This window comes from Streptomyces oceani, from assembly GCF_001751245.1.
In the GTDB taxonomy this organism is placed as follows: Bacteria; Actinomycetota; Actinomycetes; order Streptomycetales; family Streptomycetaceae; genus Streptomyces; species Streptomyces oceani.
The window spans coordinates 1,947-21,103 of the sequence record NZ_LJGU01000147.1 but is presented as its reverse complement, the minus strand read 5'-3'; the positions used below and the strand labels follow the sequence as shown (position 1 = coordinate 21,103).

Annotated in this window: 20 protein-coding genes and 1 pseudogene; 11 read left to right on the top strand and 10 right to left on the bottom strand. The window is 69.9% G+C overall.

Features of this window, described 5'->3' with window-relative positions; genetic code table 11:
- Positions 1-20: 20 nt before the first annotated feature.
- Positions 21-509: pseudogene (locus AN216_RS21700) on the bottom strand (SseB family protein); the annotation flags it as partial.
- Positions 510-893: 384 nt separating this feature from the next.
- Between AN216_RS21700 and AN216_RS21695 the strand changes: the two are divergent.
- Both AN216_RS21695 and AN216_RS21690 read left to right on the top strand, forming a co-directional pair.
- On the top strand, positions 894-2,720 hold the full coding sequence (locus AN216_RS21695) for an acyl-CoA dehydrogenase (RefSeq protein ID WP_070198395.1): 1,827 nt from the start codon (positions 894-896) through the stop codon (positions 2,718-2,720).
- Between the two features lie 189 nt (positions 2,721-2,909).
- Positions 2,910-4,205, top strand: a complete 1,296-nt coding sequence (locus tag AN216_RS21690) for a M18 family aminopeptidase (protein WP_070198416.1) — start codon at positions 2,910-2,912, stop codon at positions 4,203-4,205.
- 273 nt (positions 4,206-4,478) lie between these two features.
- On the opposite strand, the gene AN216_RS21685 is transcribed toward AN216_RS21690, so the two are convergent.
- The 3 genes from AN216_RS21685 to AN216_RS21675 are packed head-to-tail and all read right to left on the bottom strand — an operon-like array spanning position 4,479 to position 7,825.
- A complete protein-coding gene (locus tag AN216_RS21685) occupies positions 4,479-6,359 on the bottom strand; it encodes an NHL domain-containing thioredoxin family protein (RefSeq protein WP_070198394.1) in 1,881 nt (626 codons plus the stop codon).
- Positions 6,356-6,598 carry a hypothetical protein gene (locus AN216_RS21680; RefSeq protein WP_070198393.1) on the bottom strand — a complete coding sequence of 81 codons (243 nt, stop codon included), beginning with the start codon at positions 6,596-6,598 and terminating at the stop codon, positions 6,356-6,358. The genes AN216_RS21685 and AN216_RS21680 overlap by 4 nt, the downstream gene beginning before the upstream one ends.
- Before the next feature lie 30 nt (positions 6,599-6,628).
- Positions 6,629-7,825, bottom strand: a complete 1,197-nt coding sequence (locus AN216_RS21675) for an IS110 family RNA-guided transposase (protein ID WP_070198392.1) — start codon at positions 7,823-7,825, stop codon at positions 6,629-6,631.
- Positions 7,826-8,215: 390 nt separating this feature from the next.
- Between AN216_RS21675 and AN216_RS21670 the strand changes: the two genes are divergently transcribed.
- Entirely contained in the window at positions 8,216-8,728 is a 513-nt protein-coding gene (locus tag AN216_RS21670; RefSeq protein ID WP_338059276.1) for a phospholipase D-like domain-containing protein, read from the top strand.
- A gap of 21 nt (positions 8,729-8,749) precedes the next feature.
- Positions 8,750-8,956 (top strand): hypothetical protein, encoded by a 207-nt coding sequence (locus AN216_RS30910; protein ID WP_338059275.1) that lies wholly within the window; start codon positions 8,750-8,752, stop codon positions 8,954-8,956.
- 35 nt (positions 8,957-8,991) lie between these two features.
- On the opposite strand, the gene AN216_RS21665 is transcribed toward AN216_RS30910, so the two are convergent.
- Positions 8,992-9,537, bottom strand: a complete 546-nt coding sequence (locus AN216_RS21665) for an SUKH-4 family immunity protein (protein ID WP_070198391.1) — start codon at positions 9,535-9,537, stop codon at positions 8,992-8,994.
- Positions 9,538-9,631: 94 nt separating this feature from the next.
- On the opposite strand from AN216_RS21665, the gene AN216_RS21660 reads away from it, so the two are divergent.
- Complete coding sequence (locus AN216_RS21660; RefSeq protein ID WP_079166828.1) at positions 9,632-10,045, top strand: GNAT family N-acetyltransferase; 414 nt, start codon at positions 9,632-9,634, stop codon at positions 10,043-10,045.
- A 65-nt stretch (positions 10,046-10,110) separates the two neighbouring features.
- On the opposite strand, the gene AN216_RS21655 is transcribed toward AN216_RS21660, so the two are convergent.
- A complete protein-coding gene (locus AN216_RS21655; RefSeq protein ID WP_070198390.1) occupies positions 10,111-10,353 on the bottom strand; it encodes a winged helix-turn-helix domain-containing protein in 243 nt (80 codons plus the stop codon).
- A gap of 138 nt (positions 10,354-10,491) precedes the next feature.
- On the opposite strand from AN216_RS21655, the gene AN216_RS21650 reads away from it, so the two are divergent.
- Both AN216_RS21650 and AN216_RS21645 read left to right on the top strand, forming a co-directional pair.
- Positions 10,492-10,797 (top strand): hypothetical protein, encoded by a 306-nt coding sequence (locus tag AN216_RS21650; RefSeq protein WP_070198389.1) that lies wholly within the window; start codon positions 10,492-10,494, stop codon positions 10,795-10,797.
- Between the two features lie 86 nt (positions 10,798-10,883).
- A complete protein-coding gene (locus tag AN216_RS21645) occupies positions 10,884-11,441 on the top strand; it encodes a GNAT family N-acetyltransferase (protein WP_070198414.1) in 558 nt (185 codons plus the stop codon).
- Between the two features lie 153 nt (positions 11,442-11,594).
- Here AN216_RS21645 and AN216_RS21640 read toward each other — a convergent pair whose 3' ends face one another.
- Entirely contained in the window at positions 11,595-12,164 is a 570-nt protein-coding gene (locus tag AN216_RS21640) for a DinB family protein (protein WP_070198413.1), read from the bottom strand.
- Between the two features lie 201 nt (positions 12,165-12,365).
- Here AN216_RS21640 and AN216_RS21635 point away from each other — a divergent pair, with 201 nt between their 5' ends.
- From AN216_RS21635 to AN216_RS21625, 3 genes are all read left to right on the top strand, one after another.
- Complete coding sequence (locus tag AN216_RS21635; protein WP_079166832.1) at positions 12,366-13,823, top strand: FAD-binding oxidoreductase; 1,458 nt, start codon at positions 12,366-12,368, stop codon at positions 13,821-13,823.
- 134 nt (positions 13,824-13,957) lie between these two features.
- Positions 13,958-14,476: an LURP-one-related/scramblase family protein gene (locus AN216_RS21630; RefSeq protein WP_070198388.1), complete on the top strand. Its 519-nt coding sequence runs from the start codon at positions 13,958-13,960 to the stop codon at positions 14,474-14,476.
- 227 nt (positions 14,477-14,703) lie between these two features.
- Positions 14,704-15,534 carry a maleylpyruvate isomerase family mycothiol-dependent enzyme gene (locus AN216_RS21625; protein ID WP_070198387.1) on the top strand — a complete coding sequence of 277 codons (831 nt, stop codon included), beginning with the start codon at positions 14,704-14,706 and terminating at the stop codon, positions 15,532-15,534.
- 155 nt (positions 15,535-15,689) lie between these two features.
- On the opposite strand, the gene AN216_RS21620 is transcribed toward AN216_RS21625, so the two are convergent.
- The 3 genes from AN216_RS21620 to AN216_RS21605 all read right to left on the bottom strand — a co-directional run bounded on the left by AN216_RS21620 (position 15,690) and on the right by AN216_RS21605 (position 18,238).
- Positions 15,690-16,997: an MFS transporter gene (locus tag AN216_RS21620; RefSeq protein ID WP_070198411.1), complete on the bottom strand. Its 1,308-nt coding sequence runs from the start codon at positions 16,995-16,997 to the stop codon at positions 15,690-15,692.
- 5 nt (positions 16,998-17,002) lie between these two features.
- Positions 17,003-17,716 carry a GntR family transcriptional regulator gene (locus AN216_RS21615; RefSeq protein ID WP_070198386.1) on the bottom strand — a complete coding sequence of 238 codons (714 nt, stop codon included), beginning with the start codon at positions 17,714-17,716 and terminating at the stop codon, positions 17,003-17,005.
- A gap of 324 nt (positions 17,717-18,040) precedes the next feature.
- Positions 18,041-18,238 carry a type II toxin-antitoxin system prevent-host-death family antitoxin gene (locus AN216_RS21605; RefSeq protein WP_244502577.1) on the bottom strand — a complete coding sequence of 66 codons (198 nt, stop codon included), beginning with the start codon at positions 18,236-18,238 and terminating at the stop codon, positions 18,041-18,043.
- 189 nt (positions 18,239-18,427) lie between these two features.
- Here AN216_RS21605 and AN216_RS21600 point away from each other — a divergent pair, with 189 nt between their 5' ends.
- A complete protein-coding gene (locus AN216_RS21600; RefSeq protein WP_070198383.1) occupies positions 18,428-19,084 on the top strand; it encodes an SAM-dependent methyltransferase in 657 nt (218 codons plus the stop codon).
- Positions 19,085-19,157: the final 73 nt, after the last annotated feature.

The following is a 19,157-nucleotide window of genomic DNA, read 5'->3' as shown; positions in this document are numbered from 1 at the left end:
TACGCCCTCGACGGTACGACTCAGCCGTACATCCGCCGCATCGCGTAGTCGACCATCTCCTCCACCGCCTTCGCGTCGAAGACGACCCGGTGCTCGCCCTCCATGTCCAGCACGAAACCGTATCCGGAGGGCAGCAGGTCCAGCACCTCGGCACCGGTGATCACGAAGTACTTCGACTCCTTGCCGGCGTACCGGCGCAGCTCCTTGAGGGTGCTGAACATCGGGATCACCGGCTGCTGGGTGTCGTGCAGCGCGAGGAAGCCGGGGGTGTCCCCGCGCGGGCAGTAGACCTTGGAGGCGGAGAAGAGCCCCTGGAACTCCTCGCTGCCCATCGCGCCGGTGGTGAATCCGCGCACGGCGTCGGTGAGCGTGGGCGGGGAGGGCTCGGGATAGAGCGGCTCCTGGCCGTACGGCGGCGGGGGCTGCTCCTCGTACGCCGGTCCCGGGCTGGCGTACGGATCGGCGTACTGCTGGCCGTACTGCTGCTGGGCGTACTGCTGGCTCCCGTACTGCTGGGCGTACTGCTGGCCGGCGTACGGCTGTTGACCCGCGTGCTGGCCGGCGTGCTGGCCGGCGTGCTGTGCGTGCTGGCCGGCCTGCTGACCGCCCGCGTGCCGGGCGTGCTGCGCGTGCCGGGCAGCGTACTGCTGACCGGCCTGATGCTGACCGGCCTGCTGCTGACCGGCCTGATGACCGACGTGCTGCTGTTGCGCGTCCTGTCGCTGTCCAGCGTGATGGCGCCCGTGCCCCGGAGACGCGTTCTGGTCATAGCCGTACATGCGGGCAAGAGTAACCAGTCACACATGGGTCATGAGGGCTTGCGTCTTATTACCGACCGGTAGCATCATGATTGATACTTGCCGGTAGGAACGAGTCAATACGGAGCCGTCGCCATGGGCCACTACAAGTCGAATCTGCGCGACATCGAGTTCAACCTCTTCGAGGTGCTCGGCCGGGACGCGGTGTACGGCACCGGACCGTTCGCGGAGATGGACGTCGAGACCGCCAAGAGCGTGCTCAGCGAGATCACCAAACTCGCCGAGAACGAGCTCTCCCAGTCCTACGAGGACGGGGACCGCAACCCGCCCGTCTTCGACCCCGACACCAGCACCGCGCCCGTACCGGCCTCGTTCAAGAAGAGCTACCAGGCGTACATGGACGCCGAGTGGTGGCGGATCGGCATCCCCGAGGAGATCGGCGGTACCACCTCGCCGCGCTCGCTGCTGTGGGGCTTCGCCGAGAGCATCCTGGGCGCCAACCCGGCGATCTGGATGTACGCCTCCGGTCCGGCCTTCGCCGGGGTACTGCACGAGGAGGGCACCGACGAGCAGCACAAGATCGCCGGACTGATGACCGAGCGGCAGTGGGGCTCCACGATGGTGCTGACCGAGCCGGACGCGGGCTCGGACGTGGGCGCCGGCCGCGCCAGCGCGGTCCGGCAGAGCGACGGCAGCTGGCACATCGAGGGTGTGAAGCGCTTCATCACCTCCGGCGAGCACGACCTCTCCGACAACATCGTGCACTTCGTCCTCGCCCGCCCAGAGGGCCACGGCCCCGGCACCAAGGGCCTGAGCCTGTTCATCGTGCCGAAGTACGACTTCGACTGGGACACCGGCGAGTTGGGCGAGCGCAACGGCGTCTACGCCACCAACGTCGAGCACAAGATGGGTCTCAAGGTCTCCAACACCTGCGAGTTGACCTTCGGCGCCAACGCCCCGGCCAAGGGCTGGCTGCTGGGCGAGAAGCACGACGGCATCCGCCAGATGTTCAAGATCATCGAGTTCGCCCGGATGATGGTCGGCACCAAGGCCATCGCCACCCTCTCCACCGGCTACCTCAACGCCCTGGAATACGCCAGGGATCGGGTGCAGGGCGCGGACCTGGCGCAGTTCACCGACAAGACCGCGCCCCGCGTCGCCATCACCCGGCACCCGGACGTACGCCGCTCGCTGCTGACGCAGAAGGCGTACGCCGAGGGCATGCGCTCGCTGGTGCTCTACACCGCCTCCGTGCAGGACGAGATCCTGCTCAAGGAACACGCCGGCGAGGACGCCTCCGCCGAGCACCGGCTCAACGACCTGCTGCTGCCGATCGTGAAGGGCTACGGCTCGGAGAGGTCGTACGAGCAGTTGGCCCAGTCGCTCCAGACCCTCGGCGGCTCCGGGTACCTCCAGGAGTACCCGATCGAGCAGTACATCCGGGACGCCAAGATCGACACCCTCTACGAGGGCACCACCGCGATCCAGGGCCAGGACTTCTTCTTCCGCAAGGTCGTGCGGGACCAGGGCCAGGCCATGACCGCGCTGTCCGAGGAGATCAAGAAGTTCCTCGCGGAGGCGAAGGGCGGCGAGGAGTTGTCCACGTCCCGCGACCAGCTCTCCCGGGCCGCGGCGGACCTGGAGGCCATCGTCGGCGCGATGCTGACCGACCTGGCCGCCACCGAGCAGGACGTCACGTCCATCTACAAGGTCGGCCTGAACACCACCCGCTTCCTGCTGTCCTCCGGCGACGTCGTGATCGGCTACCTCCTGCTGCGCGGCGCGGCCGTCGCGGCCGAGAAGCTGCCGCAGGCGACCGCGAAGGACAAGGCGTTCTACGAGGGCAAGATCGCGGCGGCGAGGTTCTTCGCGGCGAACGTCCTGCCGGGGCTGGCCGTGCAGCGCTCGTTGGCCGAGTCCGTCGACTCCTCGGTGATGGACCTGGACGAAGCGGCGTTCTGAGCGGCGTTCCGAGCGGCGTTCTGAGGCCGTGACGGCGGAGGGCCGTGCTCCCGGTCGGGGGAGCACGGCCCTCGCCTGTGTGCCGGTATCGGCGCACCCACCCGCCAACCAGCGGGCCGGCTGGCAGAGTTATCCACAGACCTCGATCCGGCCACCCACGGCGGGGAGATCGTCCGTATGCTGACCGCCATGACCACCAACGCCACGGCTCCGTTCGACCGCGCCCACACCGACGGTCTGCTGTCCTTCCTGGCCTCCGCACCCACGCCGTATCACGCGGCGGCGAGCGCGGCGGAGTCCCTCGAGCGGGCCGGCTTCCGGCGGCTCTCGGAGACCGAGGCGTGGGACGGCGGCGCGGGCGGGCGGTTCGTCGTGCGAGGCGGCACCCTGATCGCCTGGTACGTCCCGGAGGCCGCCGGTCCGGAAGCATCGTTCCGGATCGCCGGCGCGCACACCGACTCCCCGAACCTCCGGGTCAAGCCGATCCCGGACACCGGCTCCAGCGGCTGGCGACAGGTGGCCGTGGAGCTGTATGGCGGGCCGCTGCTGAACTCCTGGCTGGACCGCGACCTGGGCCTGGCCGGCCGGCTCTCCCTGCGGGACGGCTCCAGCCGGCTGGTGCACGTCGACCGCCCGCTGCTGCGCGTGCCACAGCTCGCCATCCATCTGGACCGCCAGGTCAACGAGGGGCTGAAGCTCGACAAGCAGCAGCACATGACGCCGATCTGGGGCCTCGGCAAGCCCAGCGAGGGCGAACTCATCGCGTTCCTCGCCGAGGAGAGCGGCGTCCGGCCCGGCGAGGTAACCGGCTGGGACCTGATGACGCACAGCGTCGAGCCGCCGGCCTATCTGGGCCGGGAGCGCGAACTCGTCGCCGGCCCGCGCATGGACAACCTGCTGTCGGTGCACGCGGGCGTCGCCGCGCTGCTGGCGGCGGCCGAGCGCGCGGACCTGGGCGCGGTGCCGGTGCTGGCGGCCTTCGACCACGAGGAGAACGGCAGCCAGACCGACACCGGAGCGGACGGCCCGCTGCTGGGCCGGGTGTTGGACCGCTCGGTGTACGCCCGCGGGGGCACGCACGAGGACCGGGCGCGGGCGTACGCCGGCACCGTCTGCCTGTCCTCCGACACCGGCCACGCCGTGCACCCCAACTACCCCGAGCGGCACGAGCCGGGCCACCGCCCGATGCCGAACGGCGGGCCGATCCTGAAGACCAACGTCAACCAGCGGTACGCCACCGAGGGTCCCGGCCGCGCGATCTTCGCGGGTGCCTGCGAGCGGGCGGGCGTGCCCTGGCAGCACTTCGTCTCCAGCAACGCCATGCCGTGCGGCACCACCATCGGCCCGATCACCGCCGCACGGCACGGCATCACAACGGTGGACATCGGCGTCCCGATCCTGTCCATGCACTCCGCGCGGGAGCTGTGCGGCGCGGACGACCCGTACCTGCTGGCGAACGCCCTGACGGCGTTCCTGACCGACTAGCCGGGCCGCTCCCTGGACGGTGCCGTCCTGCCCCGTCTCACCGGACATGTTCCGGTTCTCGCTGGCGAGACGAGACCGAGTGAGGAGGCCGAGTGAGGAGGCCGAGTGAGACAGGGCAGTTCAGCACCGGAGACTCAGTTCGCCTGACGTATGCGCACGGGGATCACATCACCTCGCGAATCAGCCGATCCCGCCGGGCGAGTGCCCGGTGTCGGTCGACCGATCAGTGCCGGGCGGGCGGTCAGCGACCAGCGTCGGTGGCCGACCAGCCGGTCAGCCGTCCAGGCCCGCCAACACCAACGGCAGCCTGGCCGCGCCCCCTTCACTCACCCGCACCGGCACGCCCCAGTCCTGCTGGTGCACATGGCAGGCCGGATACTCCACCTCCGGCGCGTCATCACAGGACGCCGCCATCGCCGAGACGTGCAGCACGCCCTCCGCCACCCCGTCCGCCAGGACGAGCGGCCGGCTCAGCTCCGTGCCCTCGCCCGCACCCTCGGCCAGCAGCTCCGGCGGGCTGGCGCTGACCAGCAGGCGGGTCGCCGGCCCGTACCGTTCGTCCAGCTTCTGCCCGGCCGGCGGCTGGAACACCACCTCGAGCCGCAGCTCGCCGGGCGCCACCTCGGTGGCCGCGCGCTGCGTACGGTGCGCCACCTCCGCGACACGTACGGCCTCCTCCGGCAGCCGCAGCCGGGTTAGTTGGTGCCGCGTGGACTCCACGACGAGCAGCTCCTCCGCCCCACCGGCCGGCTCTCGTGTGTCTCCCGCCAGCACCGCGCCGGAGGGTTCGCGCAGGTCCGTGGCCAGCGTACTGACCTGGTGCGTGGCGGGGTCGTAACGGCGCAACGCGTGGTTGTACGTGTCCGCGATCGCGACCGAGCCGTCCGGCAGCGCGGTCACCCCCAAGGGATGCTGGAACAGAGCGGATTCGGCGTCCCCGTCCCGGTGCCCGAAGTCGAACAGTCCGCTGCCGACCGCCGTACGCACCGTCCCGTCCCGGTCCATCCAACGCAGCGCGGAGGTCTCGGAGTCGGCGATCCACAGCCGGTCCTCGGTCGCCGCCAGCCCGGAGGGCTGCGCGAACCACGCCTCGGCGGCGGGGCCGTCCACCAGCCCCTCGTTGGTGGTGCCGGCCACCGCGGCGACCGTGCCGCCGGCGGTGACGTGGGAACCGTCCGTCGGGTCGTACGCCCACAGTTGGTGCACGCCGGCCATCGCGATCCACAGCCGTCCGGCGAACCACGCCACGTCCCACGGCGAGGACAGCGCCACCTCGCGCGCCGGTCCGCTCGTGGCCGAGCCCTGCCACCACTGCGCGCCGGTGCCCGCCAGGGTGCTCACGGCGCCGGTGTCCGGGTCGTAGCGACGCAGCGCGTGGTTGACGGTGTCCGCCACCGCCACGCCGCCGTCCGGCAGCAGCGCCAGGCCCTGTGGCTCGCTGAACCGGGCCTCCTCCGGCGGGCCGTCGCGCAGTCCGCGTACGCCCTCGCCGATCCGGCGCAGCACGGTCACGCCGTCCGCCGCCAGCTCGACCAACTGGTGCCGGGTGGTGTCGCTGACCAGGAAGCGCCCACCGGCATCCGATCCCGGCCCCGGCTCCGGCCCCGGCAGCCACAGCACCTTGCCGGGGAAGCGGAGGTCGCCGGCGACCGGCTCGGGCGGTACGTACGGCCCGTCGCCGCGCCGCAGCGTGCCCTTCGCCGCGTGCTCCGCCTCCAGCTCGGTGACCACCGTCTCCAGCGCGTGCGCGTGACCCTCGCCGGCGTGCTGGGCGACGACGTAGCCCTCCGGGTCGATGACCACGAGGGTGGGCCAGGCGCGTACGGCGTACTGCTTCCAGGTGGCCAACTCCGGGTCGTCCAGCACGGGATGCCGCACGCCGTACCGCTCGACGGCGTCCATCACGGCCTCCGGCTCGGCCTCGTGCGCGAACTTCGGCGAGTGCACCCCGATGATCACCAGGCTGTCCGCGTGCCGCTCCTCCAGCTCCCGCAACTCGTCCAGCACGTGCAGACAATTGACACAGCAGAAGGTCCAAAAGTCGAGCAACACCACACGGCCACGCAGCTCGGCGAGCGACAGCTCCTCGCCGCCAGTGTTCAACCAGCCACGTCCGCGCAGCTCAGGGGCACGCACCCGGGTTCGGTGGGTCATACGTCCAGCCTGCCAGACGCCCTCGGGGCTACTGGTTCCACGAACCCGATGACGTTGTGCAATGCCTCAGCGACAAACCTCAACGTCCCGCGCAACTCGCCGACCGACACATCGTCGGGATCGAGCAGCAGCGTGGCCTGTGCGAGCGACCAGACGTGCTTCGCGTCGGCTAGCATCGCCGCCTGCTCCGGGTCAGGGTCCGAGATCGTGATGAGCCGGCCGTCCGGAGAGGACGTCACTCTGGCTGGCGACGCTTCCTAATGCTGTTGTCAAGCGGCTGTGGTCACCGGAGGTGTGACTTGATAGCACCGACCGTCACGGATCAGGGCCCAGATGACGTTGACGCGTCGGCGGGCGAGGGCGAGCACGGCCTGGACGTGCTTCTTCCCTTCGGCGCGTTTGCGGTCGTAGAACTTCCGCGAGTTTGGGTCGTAGCGGACGCTGACCAGCGCGGAGGTGTAGAAGACACGCTGGAGTCTCCGGTGGTAGGTGATCGGCCGGTGGAGGTTGCCGCTGACCTTGCCCGAGTCGCGAGGTGCGGGGGCGACGCCGGCGAAGGCGGCCAGGGCGTCCGGGGAATCGAACTCGTCCAGGCCGCCGCCGATGGTGGCGAGGAACTCGGCACCGAGGGTCGCCCCGATGCCGGGGACGCTCAGGACGATGTCGGCGAGCTCGTGCTCGCGAAACCGGCCCTCGATGAGCTTGTCCATTTCGGCGATCCGCTCGTTGAGGGCCATCACCTCCTCGGCCAGGGTGTGGACCAGCTTCGCGATGGTCTTCTCCCCGGGGACAGCGGTGTGCTGGCGCTCGGCGGCTTCGACGGCCGCTTCGGCCAGGGCTCTCGCGTTGCGGACTTTGCGGTTGGCGAGCCATGTGGTCAGCCGGGTGCTCCCGATTCGGCGGATCGCAGCTGGGGTCTGGTAACCCGTCAGCAACTTGAGCGGACCGGTATTCGTCACATCCAGAGCCCGTTCCAGGGCCGGGAACATGCTCAGCAGGGTGCCGCGCAGGCGGTTGACGACGCGGGTGCGGTCCTCGACCAGGTCGGACCGACGTCCGGTCAGCAGCTTGAGTTCGACGGCGGCCTCGTCACCGGGGCGGATGGGCCGCAGGTCGCGGCGCATCCTCGCCTGGTCGGCGATGACGTAGGCGTCGCGGGCGTCTGTCTTACCTTCGCCGCGGTAGCCGTCGGGGGCCCGGTTCACCAGACGGCCGGGCATGTAGAGGACCTGCTGGCCGTGGCTGACCAGCAAGGCCAGCAGCAGCGCGGGTTCCCCGCCGGTCATGTCGATGGCCCAGGTGACCTCGCGGCCGTCGGCCAGGTCCAGAACGTTGCCGATCAGCTTCAGCAGCTCGGGTTCGTCGTTGGCCACCCGCCGCGACAGCAGCGTCTTGCCGTCCGCGTCCAGGGCGAGGCCGTGATGGTGTCCCTTACCGCTGTCGATCCCCGCCCATATCCGGCTCATCGCGCTCCTGACGTACGTGTTCGTGCTGTTCATGCCACGGACGACCTCGCCGGCATTGCTCTACACAGCGACTTGCTCGCACTTCCTAATCGGCGGCCGAGTCGTCGTGGGGTGCCGGGCGGCGAAGCGTCGTATGCCACGAGACGGCAGCCGCCTGATAGCCACACCCAGCACCCCTGGGCGACCCAACCCTACGAATGGCTCGATCAAACCGATCAAGAAGGTAGAGCCGCCTGAGGGTCGGCAGATCGGGCTGTCCTGGCGTGCTGAGAATGTGAAGTCATGCCAGCACGATCGGTCACCCTCACGAGGTTTTCGCAGGCACCGAAGGTACACAGATCGCATCTCACGGTAGCGTTCCAAAAAGCCCAAACGTCCTATGGAGAACTCTTGAACACCGCGTTGAGCGATGCTATGCGCAGTGCCCAGCTTGGTACCGGTGGCTTGGCAACTAGAGTGGGTGTGACCAGGAAGACGGTCGAGCGTTGGCTCACGGACCCACTCAAGATCCCGCATCCTCGGACCAGTGCCGACGTCGCCGAAGTGCTAGGAGTCAGCGAAACGGTGTTGTGGCCAAAGGCTGTGCGCTCTTCCGTGAAGACCGGACCCGAACGCGAGATCCTCGACGCCTACCCCTACCGCAACGCATGTCCGTCCCCCGTGTGGTCACGGCTGATCGATGCGGCCGAGCGTCGCATCGTCTTCGCCGGATACACGAACTACTTCCTGTGGCAGGAACAACCCCGCCTGGTCGAACGTCTCCAACGCAAAGCCGAGAACGGCTGCGAGGTGCACGTCCTCGTAGGTGATCCGGAATCGTCGGTCACCCGGCAACGGGAGGAAATCGAAGACGTCACCCTGACCGTTTCCACCCGTATCGGCGTCACCCTGGACGCGTTGTAGAGACTACGGGAAGTCGACGGAGTGCGGGCTCGGTTCAGCGACCGCCATATCGCGCTGTCCGTGTTCCTCTTCGACGACGAGGCGCTGGTGACACCGCACCTGTCATCGCTGCTCGGGCACGACTCTCCGATGCTGCGTTTGCGCCGACAGGCGGAGGACGGCCTGTACGACCGCTTCGCGGGGCATGTCGCCGCCCTGTGGAAGGACGCACGGCCGGTGTGGGAGTAGCCACGGGCACGGCGTCGAGCCACAGCTTGGTGCCGCTACGGGGCGAGGGCGTCCAGGACGACCGGCCACAGGCCGTCCTCCGTGCGGAAGGCCAATGGGTCCTGCTCCCGCATCCGAGCCGCCAGTCGTTCCACCTCCGGAGCGGCGTCCCGCTGCATGTCGGCGGCCAACCGCTGTCGGTGCCGGGCGTAGTGGCTGAGGAAGTCCAGGAAGTCCCGCAGCGTGGAGTTGATGACCTCGGCCTGCGGCCCGCTCTCCTCGAAGGCGAGCAGCATGACGCGGCCGCGCCGCAGGTCGAGGACGTACCGCAATTGCGGCTCCCCGGTGGGTCCACCGAGGATCAGCGCGTCCAGCGGCTCGTCCAGCCCGACCGGGATGCCGAGCAGCGCCCGGAAGATCCTCGGGTCACCCTCCACCTCCAGCGAGAAGACGATGTCCAGCTCGACGGGCAGGCCAACGTCGGCGAGGAGTCGGGCGTCCTCCTCGTCGGCGCCCTTCGTGACGGAGGCCGACGGATCGGGGCGTACCAGGTGCTCCTCGCCGAAGAGTTCGAGCATCTCGGCGGCCGTGGTGGAGGTCATCGGGTCAGACGTCCTTGCGGGCTGTGGCTGAACGGAATCCGGCGAGCCTACCCGTGGTATCGGATCCCCGCGTATACGGGGCAGACTGCTCGGCATGGCGAAGGATACGGCGGCGCCGGCGGACGACACGGTGCTGACCGTGTGTCCGGAGCTGACGGATCACGAACTCAACGCGCTGTTCGAGGCGTCCTGGCCGGAGCACCAACCGACCTCCTTCGCCCCCGTGTTGTCCCACAGCCTCGCCTGGGTCGCGGCGCATCGGGGGAACCAGCTGGTCGGCTTCGTCAACCTCGCCACCGACGGGGGCGCGCACGCCTTCGTGCTGGACACGACGGTACGTCCGGACGCTCGCCGCCGTGGCCTGGGCGTACGGCTGGTACGCGCCGGGGCCGAGGAGGCGCGGGCGCGCGGGGCGCGGTGGCTACACGTCGACTACGAGCCACGGCTGGAGGGCTTCTACCAGCGCTGCGGCTTCCGCCCGACGGCCGCCGGCCTGCTGCGGCTGTAGTCACGGCTCGTACGGGCGCGAGCCCGGTCGGTGTCCGGGCTCGGGTGGTGCGGCAGCGCGTACGGTCAGCGGTCCCGTTCCTCCGGCGTCAGCACGAAGGTGCCCATGCCAGCCTCCGAGCGGGTCAGGCCCTCCGCACGCACGGCTTCCATGGCGCGCTGTGCGGTGCTGTTCACGACGTCGAACTCGGCGGCGAGCTGCACCACACTCGGGATCTTGCTGCCCGGTGGATAGGTCCCGTCCTTGATGCGCCCGGTGATCGCGGTGGCGATCTGTGGCCACATGGCCCGGGTCCGATCGATGCTCATGCACACGAGTTCAGTACGCCTCGGCATTCTTCGCATCTTGAGCATACTTCGGTAGACTTCGGTATGCTTGTGTCAAGGCGCCCCGGCGACGCGACACCGCGAAGACCCCGGGTCCCACGACACGATGGAGCGTGCCCCTTGAGCGAAGCCCCCCAAGCCCTCGCCGGCCTCCGCCGGCTCCCGTGGCGTACGGACAGCGGCAAGCCCGCGTACCTCAGCACCGACGATCCGAGCGGACTGCTGTCCACCATGGCCGACACCGTCGAGGCCAGCATGCTCGGGAACGCGGAGCAGGTGCTGTGGCTCACCCGACACCTGCTCACCGAGGAAACCACGCTCACCGCGCGGGAACTACGGTTCACCACCCGTCGGTTGACGGAGTGTCTGCACGACTGCGTGGACCTCGCGCGGATGCGCGGGGAGAGACTGGGGTGTGTGGACTAGGCACCGCCTCTCCGACCTCGGCGAGACCCGCCGTGCGCGTCGCAATCCGGTTGCGCGGGCGCCTCACGGACCGAACCATGAGCGGCATGAGCGGCACGAACGACGAGAACGGCACCAGCGGCGACTGTCTGATCAGGCCGGTGCGGGCGGACGAGTGGCCGGCCGCGAGGGAGCTGCGCCTGGCCTCGCTGACGGACCCGATGGCCTCCGTCGCCTTCATGGAGACCCACGAACGGGCCCTGGCTCGGCCGGAGGCGTACTGGCGGGAACGCACCGCCAACGGATCCGAGCGCGGCCCCAACCGCCAGTTCGTGGCCGAGAAGCCGACGGGCGACTGGGCGGGCACGGCGACCGTCATCCTGGAGGAAGCCGGCACACAGGACTTCATGGGACAGCGCGTCGAGCGGCGCCAGGCGCATCTCGTCGCGGTCTTCGTACGCGCCGAGGCCCGGGGTGGCACTGTGGCGCGGGATCTGGTCCGGGCCGCCGTCGGCTGGGCGATGGCCGAGGAGGGCGTGAGCCGGGTGCGGCTGCTCGTACACCGGAACAACGAACGCGCCGAAGCCTTCTACCGCAAGGCCGGCTTCGTGCACACGCACAGCGTGGCCGACGAGCGGGAGATGGAGTACCGCCCGGACCTGTGACCCGTCACGGCCGACGGCGGGGACAACCCGGAAGCGTACGGCGCGGCGTCCACGCCGGGAACACACCCGCGCGGCGCCGCCCAACGGCGGACGTATCCGGTCAGGTCCCGGCACCCGACGCGCTCGTCGGCTCCCCGTGACACGGGCGCGCGCTCACTCCCGCAGGTACAGATCCCGCAGCAGGGCGATCTCGGCTCCGTGGTGCACGATCTCGCGGTGGATATGCAGCACGAGCGCGGCCATCGTACGCTCCGAGAACGGGCCCACCTCGCCGCACTGCCTCGCCAGCCCGCTCTCCCCGAGCCCGCGCACCCCCTCGATCCATCGGGCGTACCCCTGATCCAGCTGCTCCAGGGCTTCCGCCGCCGTGCCCGCGTAGACATGGCTCTCGTAGTCCATGGGCGGCCCGCCGAAGTGCGCGGCGTTCCGCGCGCCGAACACGCCGACCACCAGGTGGCCGAGCCGCCAGGCGATGGTGGTCACCGGCACGGGCGTCGGCTCCGGAAAGCCGTAGTCGATCGTGTACGCGCCGCCGCCGACGCTGATCGGCGCGTCGCTCTCACCACGCGGGCGGAGGTTCCAGCATTCGGCGACCGGCTCCCAGAAGTACTCGTCGTCGGTCAACCCGTCGAGTCGCGGGCGGAGTTGGTTGGCCCAGTGCCACTCGAGCTGGTCGCGCAGTTCGGCGTTCCAGTCGACGGGTGCGTTGGTCGTGGTGTCCATGGTCACAAGGTAGAGCCCGATGAGGACGGATACGGTCCGCGACTTCCGGTCGACGCCTCCGCACGTCCCGGTTCGTGTAGCCCGGTGACAGGCTTCTCGACACACGAAGCGAACATGTGCGCACGGCACGTTCAGGGGGCGCCGCCGTCGGTGGCGCCTCTTTCCGTCAAGTGTGACGCTGGAGTGTGGGAGGCGATCGCCATGAACGTGCGACACGGTCCTCGCGACAGCACACCGGTCCTGGAGGAGAGCCGACACGGCAGGGGAATCGAGGTTCCCAGCTCGATCGAGGACGAGTTGGCCACGAGGTTGCGCGGACAGCTCATCCGGCCCCGGGACCCGGGCTACGAACCGGCCCGGAAACTCTGGAACGGTGTCGTCGACCGACATCCCGCGCTGCTGGTGCGGTGCGCCAGCGAGGAGGACGTGGTCGCCGCGGTGAACTTCTCCCGCGACCACGGACTGCCGCTCGCGGTGCGCGGAGGCGGCCACGGCGTGGCCGGCCACGCCGTCTGCGACGGCGGGCTGGTGATCGACCTGTCGCGGATGACGGGCGTGGACGTGGCTCCTGCGAGGCGTACTGCGCGCGCACAGGGCGGTTGCACACTCGCCGACCTCGACCAGGCGACGCAACGCCACGGGCTCGCCACCCCCATGGGGGTGGTCTCCGCTACGGGCATCGCCGGTCTCACGTTGTCCGGAGGCATCGGCTGGCTCCGCCGCAAGTACGGGCTGAGCTGCGACAATCTCATATCGGCGCGGGTGGTCACAGCCGCTGGGACGGTGCTCACCGCCAGCGAGAGCGAGCACGCTGACCTCTTCTGGGCGATACGCGGCGGTGGTGGCAACTTCGGCGTCGTGACCTCCTTCGAGTACCGCCTGCATCCCGTGGGGCCGGAGGTGTACTTCTGCTTCGTGTTCCATCCCGTGGACCGTGCCGAGGCCGTGCTGCGAGCCGGCGAACAGTACGTGTCCGAGGCGCCCGAGCAGGCGGGCCCGGTCGCGGTGCTCGGCCGGATTCCGCAAACCGCGGACTTCCCGCCGGAATCGCACGGAGAGCCCTTCGTGGCGCTGTTGGCGCTGTTCCCCGGTGATCCGACTGAAGGGGAGCAAGCCCTGCTACCGCTTCGCCGAGTCGCCGAACCGATCTGTGACTTCAGCGGCGTCACCACGTACGTCGCGGCGCAGACCGTCCTGAACGACGACTACCCGGACGGCTGGCACTACTACTGGAAGTCCGTGAACGTGCCCCGGCTCAGCGACGAACTGATCGAGCAGCTGACCTCACATGTCGCCACGGCACCGTCCCCCGCCTCCACCATCGACGTCTGGTATCAGGGGGGCGCGATGGCAGCTGTGGGTGAGCGGGATACCGCCTTCGCCAACCGCGGCGCGTCCTACCTGCTCGGAATCGAAGGAAACTGGGAGGAACCAAGCGGCTCGGACGCGAACACGGCCTGGGCGCGGAACACCGCCGCTGATCTGGCCTCGTTCTCCACCGGCGGCGTCTACCTCAACTTCCCCGGCTTTCTCGAGGAGGGCGAGCAGCTCCTGCGCCAGGGCTACGGGGCCAACTACGAACGGCTCACCAGCGTCAAAGCGACGTACGACCCGGCGAACCTCTTCCGCCTCAACGCGAACATCACGCCACGGAACTGAGCGCCTCAAGAGGAAGACGCGACGGGCCGTATCACCGACTCCATGCCGCCGCCCGTCCGCCGAACCACGCGGTCGCCGTCGGTCCCGCCCCGGTGAGAACAGGGCCCGGCCGGGGAAGGGCTGCGGGCATGAGTATGCGCTATCTGGTCCGGGAACGGGTGTTCGGCATCGGCGACGACTTCTGGGTGGAGGACGAGAACGGCGAACGCGCCTACCTCATCGACGGCAAGGCCCTGCGTCTGCGCGAGACCTTCGAGCTGAAGGACCGAGCGGGCAACGTCCTCGCGGTCATCCGGAAGAAGGCCATCAGCCTGCGGGACACCATGCGGGTGGAGCGGGACGGCAAGGTGATGGTGACCGTACGGGAGAAGCGTTTCACCCCGATGCGCACGGTCTACCGCGCGGAGCTGGCCACCGGCGAGGAGTTGGAGATCCGCGGTGACCTGGTCGGCAAGGAGTACGACATCGAGTACGAGGGCGAGCGGCTGGCCCGGGTCTCGCGCAAGTGGTTCCGGCTGCGGGACACGTACGCCGTGCAGGTCGAGCGGGAGGACTCGGACCCGGCGGTGCTGATCGCGGTGGCGGTGTGCGTGGACCGGCTGATGGAGCGCTCCGAGGATGAGGCGGACGGGAAGGACGGCGGAGGCGAGTAACGGCTCCCGGCCGCCGGCGCCGGCGCTCTGGGAAGCGGCCGGAAAGCGGGTCGGTCGCCCACGAGTTGCGCGGATTCGACGAAGCGGCGCGAACCGTACCACCATCCGGTGGGTCCCAGGATCCGAAGGACATAGCATCGTCCTGTGAAACCACTGCCAGGGCGCCCGTACGCCACGTAACTTGAGAGCAGCCAGCCCGCCGAACGACCGTACTGCCGAGGGGTCCAGTGTCCGACCACCCAAGCCTTCAGCCCTACGTCGATGCCTGGAAGCAGTCCATCGAATCCATATCCGAGCTGGTGAGCCCGCTTTCCGAGGGCGAGTGGAACCGCGCGACCGACTGCCCCGGGTGGTCGGTCCGGGATGTCGTCTCGCACGTCATCGGGATCGAGTGCGAGCTGCTGGGTGACCCGCGTCCCATCCACACGCTGCCGAGCGACATCTATCACGTCAAGGACGAGTACAGCCGCCACATGGAGATCCAGGTGGACGTGCGCCGGCACCACACCGGGCCGGAGATGACCAGCGAACTCGAGTACACCATCATCCGGCGCGGGCGGCAGCTGCGGAACGAGAAGCGGCAGCCGGACGCCGAGGCGCGGCACGTGCTCCCCGGGGAGGACGACATCACGCTGGAACGGCAGCTGCTGCTGCGGGCGTTCGACGTCTGGGTGCACGAGCAGGACATCCGTCGAGCGCTGCGTGCCCCGGGCAATCTCGACTCCCCGGGAGCGCTGGTGGCTCGGGACGTGCTGGTGGAGGGCCTCCCGAAGGTGGTCGCCAAGGGGGCGCGGGCGCCGAAGGGTTCGGCGGTGGTGCTCGACGTGAGCGGGCCGGTGGAGTTCCTGCGCACGGTCCGGGTGGACCAGGAGGGCAGGGGCTCGGTGGACGGCAGCCCCTCCCTCGGCCCGGTGGTCACGCTGTCGTTGGACTGGGACACGTACGTACGGCTGGCCTGCGGCCGGGTGCGGCCGGACGCGGTGAGCGAGCGGGTCAAGGTGGAGGGCGACGGCGAGTTGGGCGAGGCGATCCTGCGCGCCTTCTCGGTGGTGCCGTAGCCCGTGCTAGCTGTGTGGGGGTGCCGGTGCCGCGCGGTTCGTACGCCACCAGCGGCGCCCACGGGCCGCGGGGACGGCGGGGCCACAGGGGCAGCACGGGCCGCGGGGGCGGCGGGGGCCGGCCGTACGACCGACACCGCACCGCCCGTACGGCGTCAGGCCGGCACGTGCACCGTCTCCACCCGGCTGGCGACGACCCGTTCGTCCTCCCGCCGGTGCGCGCGAGGGCGCAGCCGCAGGATCTGGCTGACGCCCAGCAGTTGGATCACGAAGATCACGGTGAAGGCGATCCGGTAGTTGTCCCCGGTCAGGTCGAGCAGCACGCCGACGGTCAGCATGGTGGTCATGGAGGCGGTGAAGCCGCCCATGTTGACGATGCCGGAGGCGGTGCCCTGCCGTTCCGGCGGATTGGCCGGCCGGGAGTAGTCGAAGCCGATCATGGAGGCGGGACCGCAGGCGCCGAGTGACCCGCACAGCAGCAGGAGCAGCCACAGCGGCGCGTGTCCGGGCCAGGCCAGCACGGCGGTCCAGACGGTGGCGCTAGCCGCGACGGTGCCCAGCACGATCGGGCCGCGGGCGGCCCGGTGCCGGGCGATGATCTGCCCGTAGACCAGCCCGATCGCCATGTGCGAGAGGACCACCAGGGTCAGCAACTCCCCCGCGTGCCCGCGGGACATGCCCTGCGCGTCCACCAGATACGGCATGCCCCACAGCAGCAGGAACACCATGCCGGGGAACTGCGTCGTGAAGTGCACCCACATGCCCAGCCGGGTGCCCGGCTCCCGCCAGGCCTCCAGGATCTGCCGGCGTACGTAGGCCCGGCCCATCCGGGGCGGTGGCTCGGGGGCGTGGCCCTCGGGGTGGTCCCGGAGGAAGAGCAGCAGGAGCACGAGCACCAGCACGCCGGCCAGCGCGCTGCCGGCGAAGGCGGGGGTCCAGCCGAGGGAGCTGAGCAGGCGGGCGAACAGCAGCGTGGTCACCAGGTTGCCCGCCATCCCGACCAACCCGGCCAGTTGGGCGACCAACGGGCCGCGCCGGGCGGGGAACCAGCGGGTGCCGAGGCGCAGCACGCTGATGAAGGTCATCGCGTCGCCGCAGCCGAGCAGGGCGCGACAGGCCAGCGCCAGCGGGTACGACTCGGCGAGCGCGAAGCCGAACTGCCCGAGGGTGAAGAGCGTCGCGCCGAGCGCCAGCACCTTCTTGGTGCCCAGCCGGTCGACGAGCAGGCCGACGGGGATCTGCATGCCGGCGTAGACGAGCAGTTGGAGCAGCGAGAAGGTGGACAGCGCGGAGGCGTTGACCTCGAAGCGCTCGACGGCGTCGATTCCGGCGACGCCCAGGCTCGTACGGAAGGTGATCGCGACGAAGTAGACGGCGACCCCGATGCTCCACACCAGCACGGCACGGCCGCCGCCCAGCCCGGACTCGCCCTCGGCGGTGGCGGAGCCACCACCGGCGCGTATACCGCTCACGGCAGATCACCGCGCACGAGGTCCCGTACCCGACCGACGTGTCGGCGCACCGCGGCGGCCGCGGCCTCGGCGTCGCCCGCGCGGATGGCGTCGAGGATGGCGGCGTGCTCGGTGATGTTCTTGGCGACCCGCTCCGGATGGGCGTGCATGACGGCGACACCCATCCGCAACTGCCTGTCGCGCAGTTGGTCGTAGAGGCGTACGAGGATGGCGTTGCCGGTGGCTCGTACGATCTCGGCGTGGAAGCAGCGGTCGCTGACCGCCATCCGAGTCAGGTCGCCGGCCTCGGCCATGGCGCGCTGTTCGGCGAGGATCTCCTCCAGCCGGTCGGGCAGTCCGGCCGGGACGTGCGCGGCGGCTTTCCGCACGGCGTGGTCCTCGACGAGCTGCCGGGTCTCCACCACGTCGGCGATCTCCTGCGCGGAGACCGGCCGCACGAGCGCGCCCTTCTTCGGGTAGAGGGTGAGCAGTCCCTCCACCTCGAGCCGCAGCAGCGCCTCCCGCACGGGTGTACGGGAGACTCCGACGGCCTCGGCCAACTCGCCCTCGGTGAGCAGCATGCCGCCCTCGTACCGGCGCTCCAGGACGGCCTGCTTGACGTGTGCGTACACCCGCTCGGCGGCGGGCGGCTGCTTGGCGGGCGCGGCCTGCGGTTCGTCGGCGGGGCGGAGGTCGGGCTGGGGCTCGGTCGTGGCGGACGGGGAAGACATGCGTACATCTTAGATACAACACGTATGCGCTGTCCGCCCCGTCCATGATGTGGACCGGGCTGCCGGCCGTCCGCTGGACCGCTGACCGTCAGCTCAGGCGGCCGAGATGGATCACACCGATCTGCCGCCGACTCCCGGTGATCTCGTGCAGGACGCGATACGCCCCTACGTGAATGCGTAACAGGTCAACACTGCCGAAAGCCCCCTTCGGGCTCGCTGACGAGTAGATCGACAGCGGCGAGAACCTGCCGCACCCCGGAGGGTCCGTCTGGGCATGCCGTTCGGCCTGGGACAGTGCTTCCGGCTCCCGAACGACATGCAACATCATGCGGGGTCATCGCCGAGGATCCGGCGAAACGCCTCCTCACGGGATACAGCCGCTGACTCACCACGGGCCCGCCGCTCCCGGTACGCCGCCAGAGCTCTCATCTCGTCCAGCTCGGCCGCGTCGGCGGGACTGACCGGCATCGCGATGATGTTGCCGTGGTCCGCGATGACAGCGGGCTCACGTGTCGCGCTCACCTCACGGGCGATGACTCCCAGCCGAGCTCGCGCCTCCACGATCGCGTATGTGATCTCCCGACATGTCCACAAACTTACCTATGCGACAGAGCATGTTGCCGAGATAGCAACGCTGTTTCCGGTCGCTCCGGGATGCGGGTTCCACTAGGGCCGAGGACAGGACAAGCGACGCAGCGCGAGGGAGTACGCATGACCGAGGACACTCAGTCCGAGCAGGAGCCCCAGACCGAGGCGGAGGCGTGGGACGCCCGCTACTCCGAGAACGAGCGGATGTGGAGCGGAAACCCGAACGACGAACTGGTCCGCGAGGCCGCCGACCTGCCCCCCGGCAGGGCGCTGGACCTGGGCTGCGGCGAGGGCGCCGACACGATCTGGCTCGCCCAGCGCGGCTGGCGGGTCACCGGCACCGACATCTCCCGGGTGGCGCTCGACCGCGCGGCGGAACACGTCGCGGAGGCCGGTGTCACCGAGCGGGTCGAGTTGCGTTGGGACGATCTGGGCGAAACCTTCCCCAGCGGACCCTTCGACCTGATCTCCGCGCAGTTCCTGCACAGCAGGGGCGAGCTGCCGAGGGAACGCATCCTGCGCACCGCGACGGAGAAGGTCGCGCCCGACGGGGTGCTGCTGATCGTCGGCCACGCGGACTGGCCGTCTTTCGTGACCGAACGGCCCACGCACGAGGTGCACTTCCCCACCACCGAGGAGGTGCTGGCGGAGCTGAAGCTGCCGGACGGCGAGTGGGAGGTGCTGCGCTGCGCGGAGTACGAACGCCCGCAGACCAGTCCGGACGGTGAACCGTGCACCCGTAAGGACAACACGGTGATGGTGCGGCGGATCAGCGGCTGACCCGGGATCGCCCGGCGGACCGGCACCGTCAGCCCGGCGGCAGGCCGGCCGTCAGCGGCGGCCCGGGGCAGCC